Genomic DNA, 19,234 nt, shown 5'->3' on the forward strand with positions numbered 1-19,234 from the left:
CGAGTCGGGCGGAACGGTGACAGGTCGAACCACCAGCGAAGGGTTTGCGGTACATGGTGAACGGTGCCCAGGACCGCTGGTCGTCCGGACTGCGGGTGCTCGGTACTGGCGGAGCCGGAACCATGCAGGCCGTCGGCGGCCTGCTGGCCATGTCGGCCGACGCGGTGAAGTTCCTGTTCCGGCGTCCCTTCCAAGGCCGAGAACTTCTGGAACAGTCCTGGTTTGTGGCCCGGGTTTCACTGATGCCCACCGTTCTTGTCGCCATCCCGTTCACCGTCCTGGTCAGCTTCACGCTGAACATCCTGTTGCGCGAGTTGGGGGCCGCGGACCTGTCCGGAGCCGGGGCGGCGTTCGGCGCGGTCACTCAAGTCGGACCGATGGTCACCGTGTTGATCGTGGCCGGTGCCGGGGCAACGGCGATGTGCGCTGACCTGGGATCGCGCACCATCCGCGAAGAGATCGACGCCATGGAGGTGCTCGGTATCAACCCGGTTCAGCGCCTGGTGGCGCCCAGGATGCTGGCCGCGGGCATCGTCGCACTGCTGCTCAACAGCCTGGTGGTGATCATCGGGATTCTCGGCGGCTACACCTTCTCGGTCTTCATTCAGGGTGTCAACCCCGGGGCGTTCGCTGCCGGGATCACCCTGCTCACCGGGGTTCCGGAAGTGATCATCTCGTGTGTGAAGGCGGCACTGTTCGGCCTGATCGCCGGGGTGGTGGCCTGCTATCGGGGGCTGACCATCAGCGGAGGAGGGGCCAAGGCGGTGGGGAACGCCGTCAACGAGACAGTGGTGTATGCCTTCATGGCACTGTTCGTGGTGAACGTGGTGGTGACCGCCATCGGCATCCAGATGACGTCGGACTAGCCGGGTTATCGCGATGGCCGCAATACGCGTACTTCACCCGCAGTTGACGCGGGAGCTGACAAGACCGATCGAGGTCATCAGCCGGATAGGCGATCACACCGCATTCTACGGGCGCGCTCTGGCCGGTGTGCCACGCGCGGCATCGACCTACCGTCATGAAGTGATCCGCCTCATTGCCGAGATCAGCATGGGCGCGGGTACTTTGGCGATGATCGGCGGGACCGTCGTCATCGTCGGGTTTCTCACGCTGGCCGCGGGCGGAACGTTGGCGGTTCAGGGCTACAGCTCGCTCGGCGACATCGGCATCGAAGCCCTGACCGGTTTTCTGGCCGCATTCATCAACGTTCGGATATCGGCGCCGGTGGTTGCCGGAATCGGCCTGGCGGCGACGTTCGGTGCCGGCGTCACGGCGCAGTTGGGTGCCATGCGGATCAACGAGGAGATCGACGCACTGGAGACCATGGGCATCCGGGCCGTCGAATACCTGGTGAGCACACGAATTGCGGCCGGAATGGTCGCGATCGCACCGCTGTACTCGATCGCCGTGATTCTGTCGTTCACCGCCAGCAAGCTGACCACCGTGGTGATGTTCGGACAGTCGGCAGGCCTGTACAACCACTACTTCGCCACGTTCCTCAATCCGCAGGACCTGATGTGGTCGTTTCTGCAGGCGATCCTGATGGCGATTGCGGTACTGCTGGTCCACACCTATTTCGGCTACTTCGCCGCGGGCGGGCCCTCGGGAGTGGGGGTGGCCGTGGGCGCAGCGGTGCGGACCTCACTGGTCGTCGTGATCTCGGTGACACTGTTGGTGTCGCTGGCGGTCTACGGATCCAACGGCAACTTCAACCTGTCGGGCTAGGAACGGCACAGCACTGATGGCGACGACTTCGAAGGCACGGCGAATTCTGTTGGGATTGACCACCGTGGCGGTGGCCGTTGCCACCGTCGCGGTAGCCCTGGGATTCTTCCGGGGCAGCTTCACCAAGACCGTTCCCGTCACGGTGCTGTCGCAGCGCGCCGGCCTGGTGATGGACACCGGCGCAAAGGTGAAACTGCACGGGGCCCAAGTCGGCTCGGTGAAGTCAATAGAATCGCTACCCGATGGGCGCGCCGCGTTGCACCTCGCGATGAACCCCTCCTACCTGGACGTCATCCCCGCGAACGTGCGCGTCGGCATCGCCTCATCCACCGTGTTCGGTTCGAAGTTCGTCGACTTGGTTCCGCCGGAAGAACCCTCGGCTGACTCGCTGCGGACGGGACAGGTGCTGGATGCCGAACATGTCACGGTAGAGATCAACTCGGTCTTCGAGCGCCTGTCCTCGGTGCTGCAGAAGATCGAACCCACCAAACTCAACGAGACCCTGGGTGCGCTGGCCACCGCATTGGACGGCCGTGGCGACCGGATCGGTCAGATGATGAGCGACCTCGATGAGTTCCTGGCGCGAACCGATTCGAGCCTGCCGGCATTGGAGCGCGAGCTCACAGTCGCACCTGCCGTGGCCGATGCCTATGCCGACGCGGCACCTGACCTGACCGCCGCCGCCGCGGCAACGACCCGGATGAGCCAGACGATTGTCAGCGAACAGCACAACCTGGACACGCTGCTGCTCAGCGCGATCGGCCTAGCCGATACGGGCAATGACGTCGTGGGGACCAACCGTGAGGCGATCACCGATGTCATGCACCTGTTCGGCCCGACCACAGACCTCACCAATCAGTACCACGAGGCACTGACCTGTGGGTTGGGCGGCGCGGTGGAGCTCGCCAAAGCGCCGGGCACACCGGTACCCGGCGGCCTGCTCCTGCAGACCGTGGTTTTCGGTCAAGAGCGCTACCGGTATCCGCAGAACCTGCCGAAGGTCGCCGCAACGGGCGGGCCACAGTGCACCGACCTCCCCAAGGTCGGATTCCAGAAGATCCCACCGTTCGTGATCACCGACGTCAACGCAAACCCCGCGCAATACGGCAACGAGGGGATTCTGCTGAACTCCGACGGACTCAAGCAGCTGCTGTACGGGCCGATCGACGGACCACCACGAAACAGCGCACAGATCGGTCAGCCGGGATGAGCGGCCTCGGCAAGACGGCGGCCAAGTTCGGTGCGTTCGGTTTGACGATGGTGATGTTGACCGCTGTCATTCTCGCGATCTTCAGCCAGTACCGATCCGGCGCCACCAACGCCTACTCGGCGGTCTTCCAGGATGCCTCCAGCCTCAAGGCCGGAAATTCTGTGCGCGTCGCCGGTATTCGCGTCGGCACCGTCCGCAAGATCGCTCTGCAGCGCGACAACACCGTCCTGGTGTCCTTCGACGCCGACGACAATGTGCGGCTGACCGAGAGCACCAAAGTCGCTGTTCGCTACCTGAATCTGGTTGGCGACCGCTACTTGGAGCTCATCGACGAGCCAGGGTCGACCAGGATCCGGCCACCGGGATCTCGCTTCGGTGTCGAACAGACTGAGCCGGCCCTGAACCTCGACCTGCTGCTGGGCGGTCTCAAGCCCGTCATCCAGGGTCTCAATCCCGACGATGTCAACTCGCTGACCAGCTCGTTGATTCAGATCCTGCAGGGACAGGGCGGTGACCTGGAGTCGTTGTTCACCAGAACATCGTCGTTCACAAACGCATTGGCCGACAACGGAAACGTTGTGGAGCAGCTCATCGCCAATCTCGACGACACCCTGGCGGTGCTGTCGGAGGACGGAAAGAAGTTCTCCGGCGCAGTTGATGGCCTCGAGCGCCTGGTGAGCGGTCTGGCCGCCGAGCGCGATCCGATCGGCACAGCGATCACGGCGCTCGACAATGGGACGGCCTCGTTGGCCGGCCTGTTGACCCAGGCCCGCTCACCGCTGTCGGGAACGGTGGATCAGCTGACCAGACTGGCCCCGCTGCTGGCGAACGAAACCGACCTGGCCAGGCTCGACCTGCTGATGCAGAAGACTCCCCAGAACTATCGCAAGCTGGTCCGTCTCGGCTCGTACGGCAGTTGGCTGAACCTCTACATCTGCGGCGTCTCGGTTCGGGTCACTGATCTGCAGGGCCGTACGGCTCACTTCCCCTGGGTCGTCCAGAACACCGGAAGGTGCGGAGAGCCCTGATGTTGAAGTACCGGGAATCATCGCTTGTTCGTCTGGGATTCGTTGGTCTTGTGCTGATAGTGCTGATCATCATGGTCGGGTTGCAACCCAAGCAGCTCCTGGCGATGGCGACGTCGATCAGATACCAGGCGTTGTTCGCCGAGGCCGGCGGCCTGGCTGCCGGCAACAATGTGAAGGTGTCGGGCGTCAACGTCGGCACGGTATCCAGGGTTTCCCTCGATCACGGCAAGGCGCGGGTGAGCTTTGCCGTCGACAGTCGGGTGCGACTCGGCGTCGACACCACAGCGCACATCGGAATCGCGACGCTGCTCGGTGAGCGGGTCCTGGTCATCGAACCGCGCGGTCCCGGCAGTATCGGCGCTCTCGGCGTCATTCCGCTGACCCGTACCGCCTCGCCGTATTCGCTGACCGACGCGCTCGGGGAGTTCACCTCGAACACCGCGGCGACCGACACCGCGACCATCAACCAGTCTCTGGACACGTTGTCGGCGACCATCGAGCGACTGGCGCCTCAACTGGCCCCCACCTTCGAAGGGGTGAGTCGGTTGTCCAAGTCGCTGAACAACCGAAACGAATCGTTGAGCGCCCTGCTTTCCTCGGCCGCCGATGTCACCGGGGTCCTGGCCGAACGCAGTGAGCAGGTGAATCGGCTGATCCTCAATGCCGACGACCTACTGGCGGTGCTGCAGGATCGTCGCCACGCGATTGTCGACCTGCTGGCCAATACCTCCGCCGTGGCACAGCAACTTTCCGGGCTCGTCGATGACAACGAGCAGGAACTGGCTCCTACGCTCACGCAGCTCAACAAGGTCGCGGAGATGCTTGAACGCAACCGCGACAATCTGGAGAAGTCCCTCAAAGGCCTGGCCAAATACCAGCTGACGCAAGGTGAGGCCGTCAACAACGGGTTCTACTACTACGGATTTGCCTCCAACCTGCTTCCCGGGCCGGCGATCCAGCCGTTCCTCGACTACGCACTCGGATTCCGTCGCGGAGTCGACGCGGGCCAGCCACCCGACAACGCCGGTCCGCGGGCGGAATTCCCGTTCCCCTACAACGGGATTCCCGGAGGTTCGCGATGAGCGTCAGGACAGTGCTCGACAGCCGGGGAAAGAAACTGGCCGCCCTCGGTATCGCGCTGCTGATGGCCGCTGCCGTCGTGTTCGTCGGCTGTCAGAAGCTGATGGGGCCCAGGACGATCGTCGCGTACTTCACGTCGGCAACGGCTATCTATCCCGGTGACGAGGTCCGCGTGGTGGGCGTGCGGGTAGGAACGATCAAATCCATCGAGCCGTTGGGAACTCGCACCCGGATGGTCCTCGCGGTGGACCGAGCGGTGCCCGTTCCCGCAGACGCGAAGGCGATCATCGTGGCGCCCAACCTGGTGTCGGCTCGCTATGTACAGCTGACGCCGGCCTATGAATCGAGTCCTGCGGCCAGTGGTGCCACCTTGCCCGACGGTGCCGAGATCGGCGAGGACCGGACCGCCGTACCGGTCGAGTGGGACGAGATCAAAGAGCAGCTCACCAGGCTCGCCTCCGACCTGGGCCCGTCCAGCGGCGTGTCGAGCACTTCGCTGGGACATTTCATCGACACCACCGCCGACGCCATGGCAGGAAATGGTGACAAACTGCGCCAGACCATAACTCAGCTGGCCGATGTCGGCAGGGTTCTGGGAAAGGGGAGCGGCGACATCGTCGGGGTGCTCACCAATCTCCAGACCTTCGTCGCCGCGCTACGTGACAGCAATACCCAAATCGTGGAGTTCCAGGGTCGCCTCGCCGATGTGACGAGCGTGATCGACGGCAGCCGCTCGGATCTGGACTCGGCCATCACCGAGCTGTCGGCCGTCGTCGGCAAGATTCAACGGTTCATCGCGGGTTCGCGTGATCAGACCGTCGAACAGGTCGAGCGACTGGCGAATGTGACGCAGGTGCTCTCCGACAACAGCATGGTGGTCAAGAACGTGCTGCACGCGGCGCCGAATGCTTTGGTCAACGGCTACAACATCTACAACCCGGACACCGGTGGTCCCCGAGGATCGTTCGCGATGAACAATTTCGCGAATCCCGTCGCGACGATCTGTTCGGCGATCGCAGCCGTGGAGAACGTCACCGCCGAAGCGTCGGGTAAGGCCTGCGCCCAGTACTTGGGACCCGCGCTGCGGCTGATGAATTTCAACTATCTTCCGCTGCCGTTCAATGCCTACCTGGGTCCGTCCCCGAAGAACGTGATCTATTCGGATCCCGCGCTGGCTCCAGGGGGAGGGGGAACCGATCGCGGGCCGCAGGAGATCCCGCCGGCGGTCTCGGCTTATACCGGTGTCGGCGACGTGCCCCCGCCGCCGGGGTGGACCGATCCGGCACATCCGCCGGGGGCGTACGCACCCGACGGTATGCCCGCGCATCGGCACCCGGGCCTGTATCCGGGTGCGCCGATTCCGCCCGGGGTGGCGCCGCCAGCGGTGCCGGCCGCCTCGGATGTGACCGAGCTGCTGTTACCGCCGGGAGCCGGCCTGTCAGCCCCGGGGGGTGCGCCGTGACGAGGATGATGTCGATCCGGAGGCTGGCAATCGCCGCCTGCTGCGCGGCCCTGACCGCGTCGGGCTGTTCCTTCGACGGGCTCAACTCGCTGCCGCTTCCCGGCACGGTCGGAACCGGTTCCGACGCGGTGACCTACCACGTGCAGATTGCCAACATCGGCACGTTGGAATCGAATTCACCGGTGATGGTCAGCGACGTGGTTGTCGGCGCTATTCGCCGGATGAACGTCCAGGACTGGCGGGCCGACGTCGAGATCTCGGTCCGGCCTGATGTGGTGATTCCGGAAAACGCGGTCGCAGCGGTGGGGCAGACCAGTTTGTTGGGGTCGATGCACCTCGCCTTGGACCCGCCTCTGGGCGAGGCACCCACGGGGCGGTTGGCTCCCGGTGCGACCATTGCCTTGTCCAAGTCCTCGACATACCCCTCGACCGAGCAGACTCTGTCGTCGCTGTCGGTGGTGGTCAACGGCGGTGGCCTCACTCGCATCGGCGACATCGTCCATAACTTCAACGCGGCCCTCGACGGCCGGCAAGTTCAGATCCGGGATCTGCTGACCCGGATGAACACGGTGGTCACGCTGCTGGACAGTCAGCACGACAACATCATCGCCACGATCTCGTCGCTGAACCGGATGGCGGCGACGTTCGCCGGACAACGCGACGTACTGACCGGCGCACTGAACCGGATTCCTCCCGCCCTCGAGGTGTTGAACAAACAGCGGCCGCGACTGATCACTGCGTTGGACAAGCTGGGCGACTTCAGTGCTACCGCGAACCGACTCATCACCGACTCACAGGACGACATCGTTCGCAACCTGAAGAATCTCGAGCCGACGGTGCGCGCACTCGCCGACATCGGGCCGGACCTGACCACCGCGATTTCTTACCTGCCCACCTACCCTTACACGCAGGAGTTTATCGACCGCGGCATCCGCGGCGACTATATGAACCAGTTCATCGTGTTCGACTTCACCATTCCCCGTATGAAGAGGGGCATATTGCTCGGAACCCGGTGGGGTGACGCGAGCACCTCACTCGTACCGGCGCCCGGGGATCCGTGGTACTCGACCTATACGCGGGACCCGCTGCACGCACCCCTGGGACCGCCGCCGACCGAGGTGGCAAGCCTGCCGCCGCTGACGGCCGCCGACACCGACGGTGACGCGGCCACGGACGGACCCGTCAGCTCACCACAAGACGGCCCCGTGTCGTCCCCACCGGCCCAAGGCGGAAGCTGATGCTGACTCGTTTCGTTCGCAGCCAACTGATCATCTTTTCCATCGCCTCGGTGATCGGCGTCAGCTCGATGGTCTTGGTCTACATGCAGGCGCCGGTCCTGCTGGGCATCGGGCGCATCTCGGTGACGCTCCAACTGCCGACGACTGGAGGCTTGTACAAGTTCTCCAACGTGACCTACCGAGGTGTAGAGGTGGGCAAGGTCACCGACGTCCGGCCAACCCGTCTCGGCGCCCACGTCTCGATGTCGTTGAAGTCCTCGCCGAGGATTCCGGCAGATCTGCAGGCGGATGTGCGAAGCGTATCGGCGGTAGGCGAGCAATACGTGGATCTGGTACCGCGCACCGATGCCGGTCCCTACCTCGAAAACGGTTCCACCATAACCGCTGACAACGTGTCGCTGCCGAAGCCGGTTGGCCCGATGCTCGATCAGATGAGCGAGTTGGTGACCAGCATCCCCACCGGCAAGCTGGGGGCCTTACTCGACGAATCGTTCAAGGCGCTCAATGGAACAGGTAACGATCTCGGCTCTCTGTTCGAGTCATCGAGCGAGCTGGCCGCCCGGCTCAATGGAGCCGCCGACCGTACGCGCGGCCTGATCGACGACAGTCGGCCGCTGTTGGAGGGTCAGGCAGACAGCGTTGACGCGATCCGAACCTGGGCGCGCAGCCTGGCCGGCATCACCCGACAGGTGGATGCTCGCGACTCGGAGATCCGGACCATCCTTCGCGCCGGATCTGGCGCCGCGGACGAGGCGTCCCGCCTGTTGTCCGAGATCAAGCCGACACTGCCGCTGCTGTTGGCCAATCTCACCACAGTCGGCCAGATCGGCCTCGTCTACCACCGATCCATCGAGCAGCTGCTGGTGCTGTTGCCACCGTATTTGGCCGCCACCCAGTCCTACGGGTCTTCTCTGAACAATCCGACGGGGATGGCGCTTTCGGAGTTCAGCCTTACTCTCGGCGACCCGCCCGCATGCACGGTGGGGTTCTTGCCGCCGTCGTCATGGCGGTCCCCGGCGGACCTGAGCGATGTGGATACGCCGGACGGCTTGTACTGCAAACTGCCGCAGGATTCTGCCATCGGGGTTCGCGGTGCAAGAAACTTTCCGTGCATGGATCAGCCCGGAAAGCGCGCGCCGACGGTCGAGATCTGTGAGAGCGACCAGCCTTTCGAGCCGCTGGCCATGCGCCAGCATGTTACCGGCCCCTATCCGATCGACCCTGCACTGATCGCTCAGGGTGTTCCGCCGGATGATCGGATCACCTTCGGGGACCAAATCTTCGGCCCCGCCGAGAACCCGGCTCCGGGGGCCGCCGAGGGTGATCCGGCGTCGCCGGAGGTAAAGGCGTCGCCTCCTGAGGGATCCGCCGCTGTTGCGCCGAGTGGCTATGCCGCGGGCACCGCCGGCCCCTCGGTGGCATTTGCCACCTACAACCCCCGGACCGGACAGTACGCGGCGCCCGACGGCAAGGTGTACAGCCAATCGGACCTGGTGCGTCCGGCGCCGCGGAGTTGGGAAGACATGCTCCCGAAATGAGCGCCCGTCCGCAACGGACAGAGGATCATCAGATCCGCCGATTCATCCGATCTTGGTGAGTTTGAACGGCATGTTGATGTACACCGGCTTGTTCGACCCACACGCGCCGCTGGGGCCGGTGGTGATGTCTTCGCCGACCAGCGTGGTCGACGTCGGGTCCGCGTTCGCGCCTTCGGGGGTCATCGCCTTGAATCGGAAGGTCTGCAGTCCCGGAGCGGTGCTGCCATCCGGACACGGGACCCAGTTGTCGATGGGCCGCTTGACGTACCACACCGAACTTCTCTGGTAGATGGGTGCTGTCCAGGTCTCGTCGCTACGCACCGTCCCGGTGCACTCGCCCGGGTAGCTGCATTGGGTGCTGATGGTCCAGGTGCTGCGATGGCTGGGCTGATCGTAGAAAACCTCGTTCTTGCGCGCCCATTCGCCGTTGGAGGTGGCGGTGTAGGTGCCGTTGAGGCCCCAGTCGGGGTGATCGGCCTGCGCGACGGGAACGGAGGCTGTGCCGGTGAGCGCCACCGCAGCGACGGTGACCGCAATGGCGGGCCCACGGGGCATGGCATGCTCCTCGAATCGGTCTGGCACAGCGAGCCTTCGGCGTCCGCAGTAAACCCCGATCCGGGACATCCGCAGGCCAATATGTCCACTGAGTGGACTGTCAACATCTCGGAGCGGCAGCGCCCTGACAAAGTTGCCAGGTATGCGGCGAAGAGCGCTATTGGCTGGGGCGGCCTTGGTGGTGGCGTTGGTGACGACGGCCCCTGCCGGGGCAGATCCCGTCTCGTGTGATGACCCGTCGTGCGTACCGGGCCTGACCACGGGAGTCGTTCTGGGGCAGGCGTGTCACGATACCGCTTACTACGTTTTCGGGACTGCTGTGGCAGGACCCTCGCTGGAGCCGGACAGGCTGGTGTTCTGCGGATCGCCGCGACGCTACGAGCCGCGATACTTCCGCTCCCCGTCGATGGCGGGCATCAAAGAACTGGGTTCCAGCTGTGCCGGATACGAGAACTGGGTGGCTCAGGCTCCCGATGGCCTGTTTCTCAGCTGTCAGTCGAAGAACGGCGCCCCGCGATGGAGCCGCGGCGATGGCTAGGAAGCCCTTGGCGGCGGCGCTGGCCGTCTTGGTCTTTCCGAGTGCGCCCGCACACGCCGACCCTCCCGGTCCGCACGAGGTCGTCTACACCGTGACCACGCAGTCCCCGGTAGCCGCGGACATCTACTACCGGGACACAGATCCGCCGACGTGGGCCGACTACAGCCACAATCCCTACGAGTTCAGCCCCAAAGTACGGGCCGACGTCGGACCTGGCCGACCATGGGTGCTGCGTGCCACGTTGGTCGATCCGCAGCGGTGGGCGATGGTGACGGCCACGAGTGGCCGTTCGCCGACGGAGCCCGGGTTTCGGTGTGAGTTGAAGGTGGACGGAACCGTGGTCGCCACCTCAGACGGCCCGAAGGGCGCACTGTGCGCGTTGCGCCACTGGTGATCAACCGCCCGGCGGGCGGTCCCGGGTGAGCCCGCCCGCTGGGTGGGAGAGCGTCGCCACGGCAGCAGTGGCCGGGCTTAGTGTGCCGAGGTCGGCCGTTGTCGGCCCGACCCGGCGATGAAGGGAAACCGGTGGGCGCTGTGACGAAAACCGAGACCAGGCCGGGCGCGGTGGCTTCCCCCGCGGCGCCCCGGGCGGTCGATTCTGCCGAGTCGACCGCCGAAGATGCCGGCGTACTGGTGGAACGAGCCGAGGCCGAGGCCGCTGCGGCAGAAGCCGTGGCAGCCCAAGCGCGGGCCCGTGTCATCCGCCTGCAGCAGCAAGCGCAGAATCTCGCCTCGTTCTCCGAGGTCGTGCCGGTTTCCGAGCAACGTGACGAGCCCGCGGCGGTTGGCGGTGATCGGTCATGGCTTACGCGAACTCGGGCTCGCCTTTCTGGGCTCCGGTGGGGACAGCTGGCCACCGCCGTCATCGTGCTGGGCGCGTGCGTACTGCTCGTGGCGAGCGCGTTGATGCTCAGATCTCAGCAGACGGCGCAGGCACAGGAGCGCAACCGTGCTGAGTTCGTCGCCGCGGCGCGGCAGGCCGTGGTGACCCTGATGTCGATTGATTTCAACGATCCGCAGGGCAGTGTGCAGCGAATCGTCGACAATTCGACGGGTCCGTTCCGGGATGAATTCCTGGGCGCTGCGGACGACTTCAGCAGAGTCGCCAAGGATGCCAAGGTGACCACCAAAGCCACGGCGACGGCGGCCGCGGTCGAATCGATGACCCCGGACTCCGCTGTGGTCCTGGTGTCGGCCTCGTCCACGGTGACCAATGCTGCCGGCGCCGACGAATCCCCCCGCAGCTGGCGTCTGACCGTTGACCTGCGGCGGGAAGGAGACCAGATCAAGATGTCAAAAGTGGAGTTCGTACCGTGACGGTTGAGCAAGCCGCCGTCGTGCCGACACCCGGAGTGGTCGGCCGAGCCAAGGTAGTGCTCAGGGCACGCCGCAAGGCGCTTTTCCTCGGTCTCATCCTGGCGGTGGCAGCGCTGTTGGCGACGGTGCTCTATGTGACCGTCTACCGTCCAGTTCAGCAGTCCGGTGATGCGGCCGGCGACGCGGCCGTCCGCGCCGCGTCATCGGCGACGGTGGCATTGCTGTCGTATGCGCCCGAGACTCTCGATCAGGACATCGAACGGTCCCGGACTCTGATGTCCGGCGATTTTCTGACCTATTACAGCAAGTTCACCACTGATGTCGTCGCACCGGCAGTGCGCACCAAGGGAATCAAGGCGACCGCCCAGGTGGTGAATGCCGGCCTGATGGAGATCCGGCCGAATGAGGCGAAGGTGCTGGTGTTTCTCAACCAGGAAACGGTCAGCCGTGAACGGCCAGAGCCTGCGCTCACTGCCAGCAGCGTGGTGGTGAGTCTGGCCAAAGTCGATGCCCGATGGCTGATCTCGGCGCTCGACCCGGTGTGATTCGGTAATCAGGTTTTGGCGACCGGCCTGATGAAGATCCCCGTCGCATGGACGGTGACGCGACCCTGGGAATCGAGAAGGTTCCCCTCGGCGAACGTTTTCCCGCCGTCTTCGCGCTCCACCCAGGCTTCCACCCGCAATCTGCCCAGCGGAGTCGGCGCCACGTAGCGAAGCGTCAGTGTCCCCGTGAAGGCGGGACGGTCGGGCCGGTGTGCGGTGGCGCCCAGCAGGTGGTCGAGGATCAACGCGCACACGCCGCCGTGGACGAGTCCCGGAGGGCCCTCGTAGGCGGCGCCCAGCACAAGGTCGGCCACGGCGCGCTGCCCCGCTTCGTCACGGTCAACGCGCAGCGGCGGTGCTATGGCGTTGCGCATGCCGATCGCCACGTTGCCCCAGGGCAGTGTCCGCCCATCCGTGGCAGTGCGGACCCCGAAGGGCACGGGGTCCAGTCGCGATCCCAGTATCTCGCCGGCCTGTTGGATCAGTGCGTGCGCCCTGCGCACCTCGGACTCGTCCACGCGGCTGCGAATCGTGACGTCGATGAGTTCACGCAGGGACTGGGTCAACGGTTCGAAGACGGCCTGTGCGCGCTGCACGTCTTCCGGCGTGATCGGCTCGCTCAGCACCGGTCCTCCTGTGCTGCCATGTCCAGCGCCGCGAGATGACTGAACAGCATTGAGGCGCCGATCGGGTTGCCGCCGCCGGGATAGGTGGTGCCGCTGACAGCAGCCATGGTGTTCCCGGCGGCGTAGAGCCCCGGAATGACGGAATCATCGGCGGTCAAGACCCGAGCGCGTGCATCGGTTCGCAGCCCGCCCTTGGTGCCCAGATCCGAGACGCCGAACGCGGCGGCGTGATACGGAGGGGTGTCGATGGGGACCAGCGGCGAGGCGCCCTCGGTGAACACCCGGTCATAGGCTTCGTTTCCTCGACCGAAGTCCTCATCCGCACCGGCTGCTGCCTGTTTGTTGAATCGCTCGACGGTTGCCGTCAGCTGGGCGCTCGGAACGCCGATGGCCTCGGCGAGGTCGTGCAGAGTGTCCGCCGAATGCCACAGGCCGGCTCGGTGGTAGTCGGCGGCGTCGACCATCGACACATTGGTCGCGCCGACCGGGGGAATACCGTCGGTCCGGTTGTCATAGATCATCCAGAATGGCAATGACGCTTTGCCGGAGGCGATCTGCGCCAGCACGTCGCGCCCGAGCCGATCGTAGGGGGCCGATTCGTTGACGAATCGGCTGCCATCGTGGTTGACGAAGATGCCACCGGTGAACCACAGCGCGAAGGCTGCCTTTCCGTCGGGGTGAATCATCCCCGGTGACCACCAGGCCTGATCCATCAGATCGATGTCGGCCCCGACCGCGATGGCCGCCAGGTGGGCGGTTCCGATGTTGCCCGGTGCGCCCATGGTGTCCCGTGCGCTGCCGGGCACGCGGTACCGCGCGCGCATGGCCGCGTTCTGTTCGAAGCCACCTGACGCAAGCAGCACTCCGCGCGTGGCCCGAACGCGTACAGGCTTGCCGTCGCGCTCGACGACCGCACCGATCACGGAGCCGTCCTCGACGATCAACTCGGTGAGCGGCGCATTTCGCCAGCACAGGGCGTTCGGGAACTTGTCGAGTGCGGCCAGGAAGCGTCCGACCAGTGCACGGCCGCCGGTCAGCAGGTCCGGGGCCGGGCTGCCGAGGCGTTCGGCATCCAGGGGCCCGCGCACCGACCCGCGGTAGCTGCCGAGCTCCTGATCGGGCACTGGCACCGGGACGGTATGACGGTAGCCGTCGGCGCGGGCGCCGGGAACAGACCCGTAGTAGTCCGGCCAGGGGAAGGCCACAAATTCGAACCCCGGGTCTTGTTCCAGGTATTCGATCAATCCCGCACCACCGCGAACGTAGGCGTCCTGGAGGTCACGCGGAGTGCGATCGCCCACGACCGCGTGGAAGTAGCGCAGGGCCTCCTCGATCGCGTCGTCGGCGCCGGCGCGTTTCAGGGCGGGATTGCACGGGTACCACACCCCACCGCCGCCGGAGTATGCGGTGGTCCCGCCGAACTGATCGGTGGCTTCCACGAGCAGGACAGAAAGGCCTTCGCGGGCAGCGGTATAGGCACCGGCGATGCCTCCGCCGGAGCCGGCGACGACCACATCGAAGACCGAATCGAAGTCAGGCATGACGGCCGCCCTCCAGGCCGATGTAGCGGCCGTATCCGCCGCGGTAGAACAGCAGGGGGCGCCTTTGCCCATGCGCCCGCAGACCGGTCACACGCGCTATCACGATCGTGTGGTCGCCGGCCTCGTGCTCGAACTGAAGATCTGCTTCGATCGAGGCGAGCGTGCCGTCTAGGGCGGGTGCCCCGTTGACTCCCGGAGACCAGGTCACCTTGTCGAACTTATCGCTTCCGCTGACGGCGAACTGCGTGGAGACCTCGGTCTGATGCTCCGAGAGAATGTTGAGGCAGAGCTTCCCGACTTCGCGGATCAGGGGCCAGCTACTCGAGGTGTTGGCGGCGCAGAACGAGACGTACGGCGGGTCCAGGGACACCGACGTCACCGATTGACAGGTGAAACCCAGAGGACGGCGTCCGTCGTGTGCGGTGATGACGGCGATACCCGTACAGAAGTGCCCCAGGACGTGCCGCATCTCGGGAGCAAGCGGTACGAGCAGGTCACCGGGTGAGTCTCGGGCGGCTTTGTCGAACATGGCTCTCCTCGCGCGGGGGGAACTTTCCGCCTGACACTGTCGGCCCTGGCAGTCGCCGGTGCAACGCCAGTTCCCGGTCAGCGGTAGTTGGGACGTTTCCGCGAAACCATTCGTTGTTAGCCTTGTGCAGTGAGCGAAGCCCCCAACAGTGCCAACGACGCGTCGAGCGTGTCGCCCACCGGGTGGGCGCTTTTGGGGATGCTTTCGGGCGGCGACGAGCTTTCCGGTTACGACATCAAGAAGTGGTTCAACTGGACCATTCGGTTCTTTTACTCCAGTCCGGCCTACAGCCAGATCTATTCGGAGTTGAAGCGGCTTGAGCAGCGGGGTTTGGTCACCTCGCGTGTGGACGCCGGTGTCCGCAGCAGGCGGATGTACAAGATCACCGATCCGGGTCTGACCGCGGTTACGCGATGGGCCAACGACGAACCCGTTGAACCGCCAACTCTCAAACACAATCCGCTGATGCGGGTCATCCTCGGTCATCTGATGAATCCGGGCCGGCTCAGGGAGATTCTGGCTGAACACGTCGCCCACGTCGAGCAGATGCACCGCGCGGCGGCGACCGAGGCGCGCTGGGCGGGCGAGGAGCCGGCGTGGTCGTACGCGCGTCTGGCGTTGCGGTGGTCCGAGGAGTACTACGCGGCCGAGCGGGAGCTGGCGCTTCAGATGATCAAAGACCTCGACGAGGTCGAAGAGAGATTCGCCGAGGGGGGCGAGGACGGCACGAAGTTCCCGGTGCGCGACTACTGGTATGAGGTCGAACGGCGTATCGCCGCCGAAGACGGCCAGGCCTGACGGCTTCGGCGCCGCACGCCCAGGCGATTACCGCCGGCCGGGCGACGACACGCGGCCGTCAGCGCTCGCGATGCGCCGGTTGACACCCCGAGCGGTGCGCCGCGTGGACCCCGGCGCGTCTCCCGCTGAAGATGCAGTCGGCGATCGAAAGCCCACTCACATAGCTGTTGGAGCAGATGCCCACCGCGTTTCGGCCGGCAGCGTACAGTCCGGGAACGACCCCGCCGGCGCGGTGCGCCACTTCGCCTGTCGCCTCGTCCACGACGAGTCCGCCCAGCGTCAGCCCGGGAATCGGATAGAACATCGATGAGCCCGCCGAAATGTTGATCGAATAGAACGGGCCCTTCAGCATCGGCGGGCACAGGTCCGGGTCCTTTCTGGCTGGATCGCCCGCACCGCTGATGATGCCGTTGGTGTAGGCATCGACCGTGCGCCGCAGGCCTTCGGTGTCTATGCCGTTCTTGCGCGCGATGCCCTCGATGGTGGCGGCCTTCTTGTGGCCGGCGGTCAGCAGGTAGAGCAATTGAAGTCGTTGGAACAGCTGGGTCTGGTCGGTGATCTGGTCCCGGATCTTCTTCCATGTCGGGGCGTCGTAGATGGCCCAGCCGATGCCCCCGAAGTGACGCATCATCACATCGCCGTGGGTTGCGCCGTAAAGGTCTTCGTTGGCGATGCGCTGTCCGTCGGCGCCGACGGTCAGACCTTCCAAGAAGGCGCTCGGCGGCGCGAGAAACCGCCACGCGGTGACGTTGCCCATTTTGTCGGTCTTGCCGCCGGCGGCCAGACCGAGCCCGATGCCACAGCCGTCGTCGCCGGCTGTACCCAGTGGCGAGACCTTCATGAAGGCCGGGGCGAACTGCTGCATCCATGCGCGGTTGTGGACGAATCCGCCCGCCGCCAGCACCACGGCGCGGCCACGTGCCTCGCCTTCCGCCGCGCCCTCGGCCCAGAGTCGCTCCGTTCGCCCAACCACCCCTTTGACCAAGCCGGGTAGCCAGTTGCCCACCTTGCCGGTCAGTCTGGTCAACAGGGCGTGTTGGCGGACGTTGCGATGGGACAGATCCAGCTTGCGGTAACGCACCCCGGCGATCCGCCCGTGCTCATCCTTGATGAGGTCGTGGACGCGGGCCAGTGGAATGAAGTCGACGCCGCTCTCCTGCGCGGTTCTGCGCAGATGCGCGAACAATGCTTTGCCCGAGCTCATCCCGGGCGCCAGGACGCGGTGTCCGCGGGGCGCCGGGCGCGCATGCCGGGCATAAGGGTGCGCCTTCTCGTTTCCGGAGTAGTAAAGGTAGTAATCGTCGGTGGGGTAGGAGGTCTTATACGACGAGACTTTTCCGCCCCGGAACTCAACGCCCGCCGCCTTGAGCCATTCGATCATCGCCGGGCTCTGCTGGCAGAACCGGCGGAGGGTCTCCTCGGATACCGCGTCTCCGACCTCCTGGCGCAGGTAGGCGAGCATGTCCTCGACCGAGTCTTCATAGCCGCCCACGCGCTGCTCATGTGTGCCCGCCCCGGCGTAGACGATCCCACCCGAGAGCGCCGTCGCGCCCCCGCCGTAGCCACGGTCCAGCACCAGCACACGCGCCCCACAACGCGCAGCCTCGATCGATGCGGCGGCGCCGGCGGCACCGAATCCGACAACGATGACGTCGTATTCACGAGACGGTGACGTCCGGCCCTTCATGTCCGAGTTCCTTTCTGCGCGGGCGTCATCGCCGTGTCACTCAGTCGAGTCTGCCGGCCGCATGCTGCGCTGCGATGTACCCGAACACCAAGCCCTGACCGATCGTCGCCCCGGCGCCCGGATAGCTCGCGCCGAAGGCGTTGGCCGCGCTGTTGCCGATCGCGTAGAGCCCCTCGACCGCCGATCCGTCCTCGCGGAGCACCCGCCCGCGCACATCGGTGCGAAGTCCGCCACAGGTACCCAGGTCGCTGAGAACGATCTTCACCGCATACAGCGGTCCCGAGCGCAGTGGACGCAGGTTGGGGTTCGGCGCGATGGTCGGGTCGCCGTAATAGCGGTCGTAAGCGCTCGCGCCGCGGTGAAAGTCGGAGTCGATACCGGAGCCGGCCAACGCGTTGAAGCGATCCATCGTCGCGCAGAATGCCGCCGGATCCACTCCGATCGCACGGGCCAATTCAGCCGGATCGTCGGCCCGGTGCGCAATGCCCGCCTCGTACCACGCTGCCGGTATCGGCATGCGGGGAAACAGCTCTGCGGCAAGGAGGTAGCTGTTGCGGTACTTCTGATCGAAGACCATCCACATGACCTCTACCGGGTTGCCGGCCCGCTCGCGTTCAAGCAGCCGCTGCCCGAAGGACATGTAGTCGATGGCCTCGTTGACAAAGCGTTGCCCGTTCTGGTCGACCAACAGGCAACCGGGGAGCGAGCGTTCGGCGAGCATCACGGTCGGCTCGCCGCCCGGCAGCGGCGCAAAGGCCGGAAACCACCAGGCTTGGTCCATCAGCGCGGTGTCGGCGCCGCACAAGTCCTGAGCCAGGCGAATGCCGTCACCGACGTTCCCCTCGGCTCCCAGGCTGGCGTGCTCCTCAAGGCGCGCGGACTGAAACGTGCGCCGCCAGTCCATGCGGTGGTCGAAGCCGCCGGTCGCCAGCACCACACCGCGGCGGGCAACCACCCTGACCGCGGTGCCGTTGCGGTTCACCACGGCGCCGGTCACGCGGCCGCTGTCGACAAGGAGCTCTGTGACCGGTGATTCGGTCCACACCGGAATGTCGGCACGTAGGACCCCGGCGAACATGCCTGCCGCCAAAGCTTGGCCACCGGCGGCGTACCGCCTGCGCAACGCCAGCCCCCCAATGCCCTGGAAGGCGCGCAGCATGATGCGAGGCAACGACCGCCGCGGAACCCGGACCATGAGGTTGAGCCAACGGTAGTCCGCTCCGGTCACCGGCATGGGGAACGACGACTTCATCACGCCTGGACGTAGCCGCGTCAGCTCCGAGCCGAGAACTGCGGTGTTGAACGGGCGGCATTCGCAGGTGCGGCCGAGTGCACTTCCCCCGGCCTTCTCCGGGTGGTAGTCGGAATAGCCTTTGGCCCATTGGAATTTCATCGGCGTGGTGCGGCGCAGCATCTGCACCGTTGATCCGCCGTAGTGGAGGAAGGCATGCGCCCGGTCGTGAGCCGAGGCCTCTCCGATGACCGATTCGAGGTAGGTGCGTCCAGCGGCAACGGTGTCGTCAGATCCCGAGGCGGTCAGGATGGGATTGGCCGGCATCCAGAACGCGCCGCCCGAGCGAGCGGTCGACCCCCCGACGTAAGAGGTCTTCTCCACGATCAGTGTCGACAAGCCCGCCTCGTGTGCAGCCAGTGCCGCCGCCATTCCGGTACCAGAACCGACGATGAGTAGGTCGACAGTGATGCTGTGTGGATCGGTCACCGACTGATTGTCCGACGGGCAACTACGAGACATCGCCACCCTGCCCGGTCAGTGGAACACCGCCGGGTTCATCACCTCGTGCGGTGCTAGAACG

At 65.4% G+C, this 19,234-nt stretch carries 19 protein-coding genes; 13 read left to right on the top strand and 6 right to left on the bottom strand.

Translation table 11 applies throughout. The features are described from left to right. Nucleotides 1-53: 53 nt before the first annotated feature. From AWC02_RS06935 to AWC02_RS06970, 8 genes are read left to right on the top strand one after another with little or no spacing between them, the layout of a single operon-like run. Entirely contained in the window at nt 54-866 is an 813-nt protein-coding gene (locus tag AWC02_RS06935; protein WP_085128036.1) for an MlaE family ABC transporter permease, read from the top strand. Nucleotides 867-879: 13 nt separating this feature from the next. Continuing rightward, nucleotides 880-1,728: an MlaE family ABC transporter permease gene (locus tag AWC02_RS06940; RefSeq protein ID WP_085128037.1), complete on the top strand. Its 849-nt coding sequence runs from the start codon at nt 880-882 to the stop codon at nt 1,726-1,728. 16 nt (nt 1,729-1,744) lie between these two features. Next, the gene (locus AWC02_RS06945; RefSeq protein ID WP_085128038.1) at nt 1,745-2,938 is read left to right on the top strand and encodes an MCE family protein; all 1,194 of its coding nucleotides are present in this window, start codon (nt 1,745-1,747) and stop codon (nt 2,936-2,938) included. After that, on the top strand, nt 2,935-3,966 hold the full coding sequence (locus tag AWC02_RS06950) for an MCE family protein (protein WP_085128039.1): 1,032 nt from the start codon (nt 2,935-2,937) through the stop codon (nt 3,964-3,966). Before AWC02_RS06945 ends, AWC02_RS06950 begins: the two co-directional genes overlap by 4 nt. Continuing rightward, nucleotides 3,966-5,048, top strand: a complete 1,083-nt coding sequence (locus tag AWC02_RS06955; RefSeq protein ID WP_085128040.1) for an MCE family protein — start codon at nt 3,966-3,968, stop codon at nt 5,046-5,048. Before AWC02_RS06950 ends, AWC02_RS06955 begins: the two co-directional genes overlap by 1 nt. Further along, entirely contained in the window at nt 5,045-6,508 is a 1,464-nt protein-coding gene (locus AWC02_RS06960) for an MCE family protein (protein WP_085128041.1), read from the top strand. Before AWC02_RS06955 ends, AWC02_RS06960 begins: the two co-directional genes overlap by 4 nt. Nucleotides 6,509-6,513: 5 nt before the next feature. Further along, the gene (locus AWC02_RS06965) at nt 6,514-7,746 is read left to right on the top strand and encodes an MCE family protein (protein ID WP_237160358.1); all 1,233 of its coding nucleotides are present in this window, start codon (nt 6,514-6,516) and stop codon (nt 7,744-7,746) included. Continuing rightward, complete coding sequence (locus AWC02_RS06970) at nt 7,746-9,284, top strand: MCE family protein (RefSeq protein ID WP_085128042.1); 1,539 nt, start codon at nt 7,746-7,748, stop codon at nt 9,282-9,284. Before AWC02_RS06965 ends, AWC02_RS06970 begins: the two co-directional genes overlap by 1 nt. Nucleotides 9,285-9,326: 42 nt before the next feature. On the opposite strand, the gene AWC02_RS06975 is transcribed toward AWC02_RS06970, so the two are convergent. Then, nucleotides 9,327-9,839 (bottom strand): Rv2253/PknI dimerization domain-containing protein, encoded by a 513-nt coding sequence (locus AWC02_RS06975; RefSeq protein WP_085128043.1) that lies wholly within the window; start codon nt 9,837-9,839, stop codon nt 9,327-9,329. 142 nt (nt 9,840-9,981) lie between these two features. On the opposite strand from AWC02_RS06975, the gene AWC02_RS06980 reads away from it, so the two are divergent. The 4 genes from AWC02_RS06980 (at nt 9,982) to AWC02_RS06995 (ending at nt 12,239) form a co-directional block, all read left to right on the top strand. Then, nucleotides 9,982-10,377, top strand: a complete 396-nt coding sequence (locus AWC02_RS06980) for a hypothetical protein (protein WP_085128044.1) — start codon at nt 9,982-9,984, stop codon at nt 10,375-10,377. Continuing rightward, nucleotides 10,370-10,771: a hypothetical protein gene (locus AWC02_RS06985; RefSeq protein ID WP_085128045.1), complete on the top strand. Its 402-nt coding sequence runs from the start codon at nt 10,370-10,372 to the stop codon at nt 10,769-10,771. Before AWC02_RS06980 ends, AWC02_RS06985 begins: the two co-directional genes overlap by 8 nt. A gap of 140 nt (nt 10,772-10,911) precedes the next feature. After that, entirely contained in the window at nt 10,912-11,694 is a 783-nt protein-coding gene (locus AWC02_RS06990; protein WP_237160350.1) for a hypothetical protein, read from the top strand. Beyond that, the gene (locus AWC02_RS06995) at nt 11,691-12,239 is read left to right on the top strand and encodes a hypothetical protein (RefSeq protein WP_419179209.1); all 549 of its coding nucleotides are present in this window, start codon (nt 11,691-11,693) and stop codon (nt 12,237-12,239) included. Before AWC02_RS06990 ends, AWC02_RS06995 begins: the two co-directional genes overlap by 4 nt. Before the next feature lie 8 nt (nt 12,240-12,247). Here AWC02_RS06995 and AWC02_RS07000 read toward each other — a convergent pair whose 3' ends face one another. Genes AWC02_RS07000 through AWC02_RS07010 form a run of 3 tightly spaced genes read right to left on the bottom strand, consistent with a single transcriptional unit; the run spans nt 12,248 to nt 14,935 of the window. Then, a complete protein-coding gene (locus AWC02_RS07000; protein ID WP_085128093.1) occupies nt 12,248-12,862 on the bottom strand; it encodes a PaaI family thioesterase in 615 nt (204 codons plus the stop codon). Beyond that, nucleotides 12,859-14,406, bottom strand: coding sequence for an FAD-binding protein (locus AWC02_RS07005; RefSeq protein ID WP_085128046.1), 1,548 nt, complete (start codon nt 14,404-14,406; stop codon nt 12,859-12,861). The genes AWC02_RS07000 and AWC02_RS07005 overlap by 4 nt, the downstream gene beginning before the upstream one ends. Further along, nucleotides 14,399-14,935, bottom strand: a complete 537-nt coding sequence (locus AWC02_RS07010) for a flavin reductase family protein (RefSeq protein WP_085128047.1) — start codon at nt 14,933-14,935, stop codon at nt 14,399-14,401. Before AWC02_RS07010 ends, AWC02_RS07005 begins: the two co-directional genes overlap by 8 nt. A 198-nt stretch (nt 14,936-15,133) precedes the next feature. Here AWC02_RS07010 and AWC02_RS07015 point away from each other — a divergent pair, with 198 nt between their 5' ends. Continuing rightward, entirely contained in the window at nt 15,134-15,733 is a 600-nt protein-coding gene (locus AWC02_RS07015) for a PadR family transcriptional regulator (protein ID WP_419179214.1), read from the top strand. A 58-nt stretch (nt 15,734-15,791) separates the two neighbouring features. Here the strand turns inward: AWC02_RS07015 and AWC02_RS07020 are convergent, their stop codons facing one another. Both AWC02_RS07020 and AWC02_RS07025 read right to left on the bottom strand, forming a co-directional pair. After that, on the bottom strand, nt 15,792-17,420 hold the full coding sequence (locus AWC02_RS07020) for an FAD-binding protein (RefSeq protein WP_085128049.1): 1,629 nt from the start codon (nt 17,418-17,420) through the stop codon (nt 15,792-15,794). Nucleotides 17,421-17,460: 40 nt separating this feature from the next. After that, the gene (locus AWC02_RS07025) at nt 17,461-19,140 is read right to left on the bottom strand and encodes a 3-ketosteroid-delta-1-dehydrogenase (RefSeq protein WP_085128050.1); all 1,680 of its coding nucleotides are present in this window, start codon (nt 19,138-19,140) and stop codon (nt 17,461-17,463) included. Nucleotides 19,141-19,234: the final 94 nt, after the last annotated feature.

This window comes from Mycolicibacter engbaekii, from assembly GCF_002101585.1.
Classification (GTDB): domain Bacteria; phylum Actinomycetota; class Actinomycetes; order Mycobacteriales; family Mycobacteriaceae; genus Mycobacterium; species Mycobacterium engbaekii.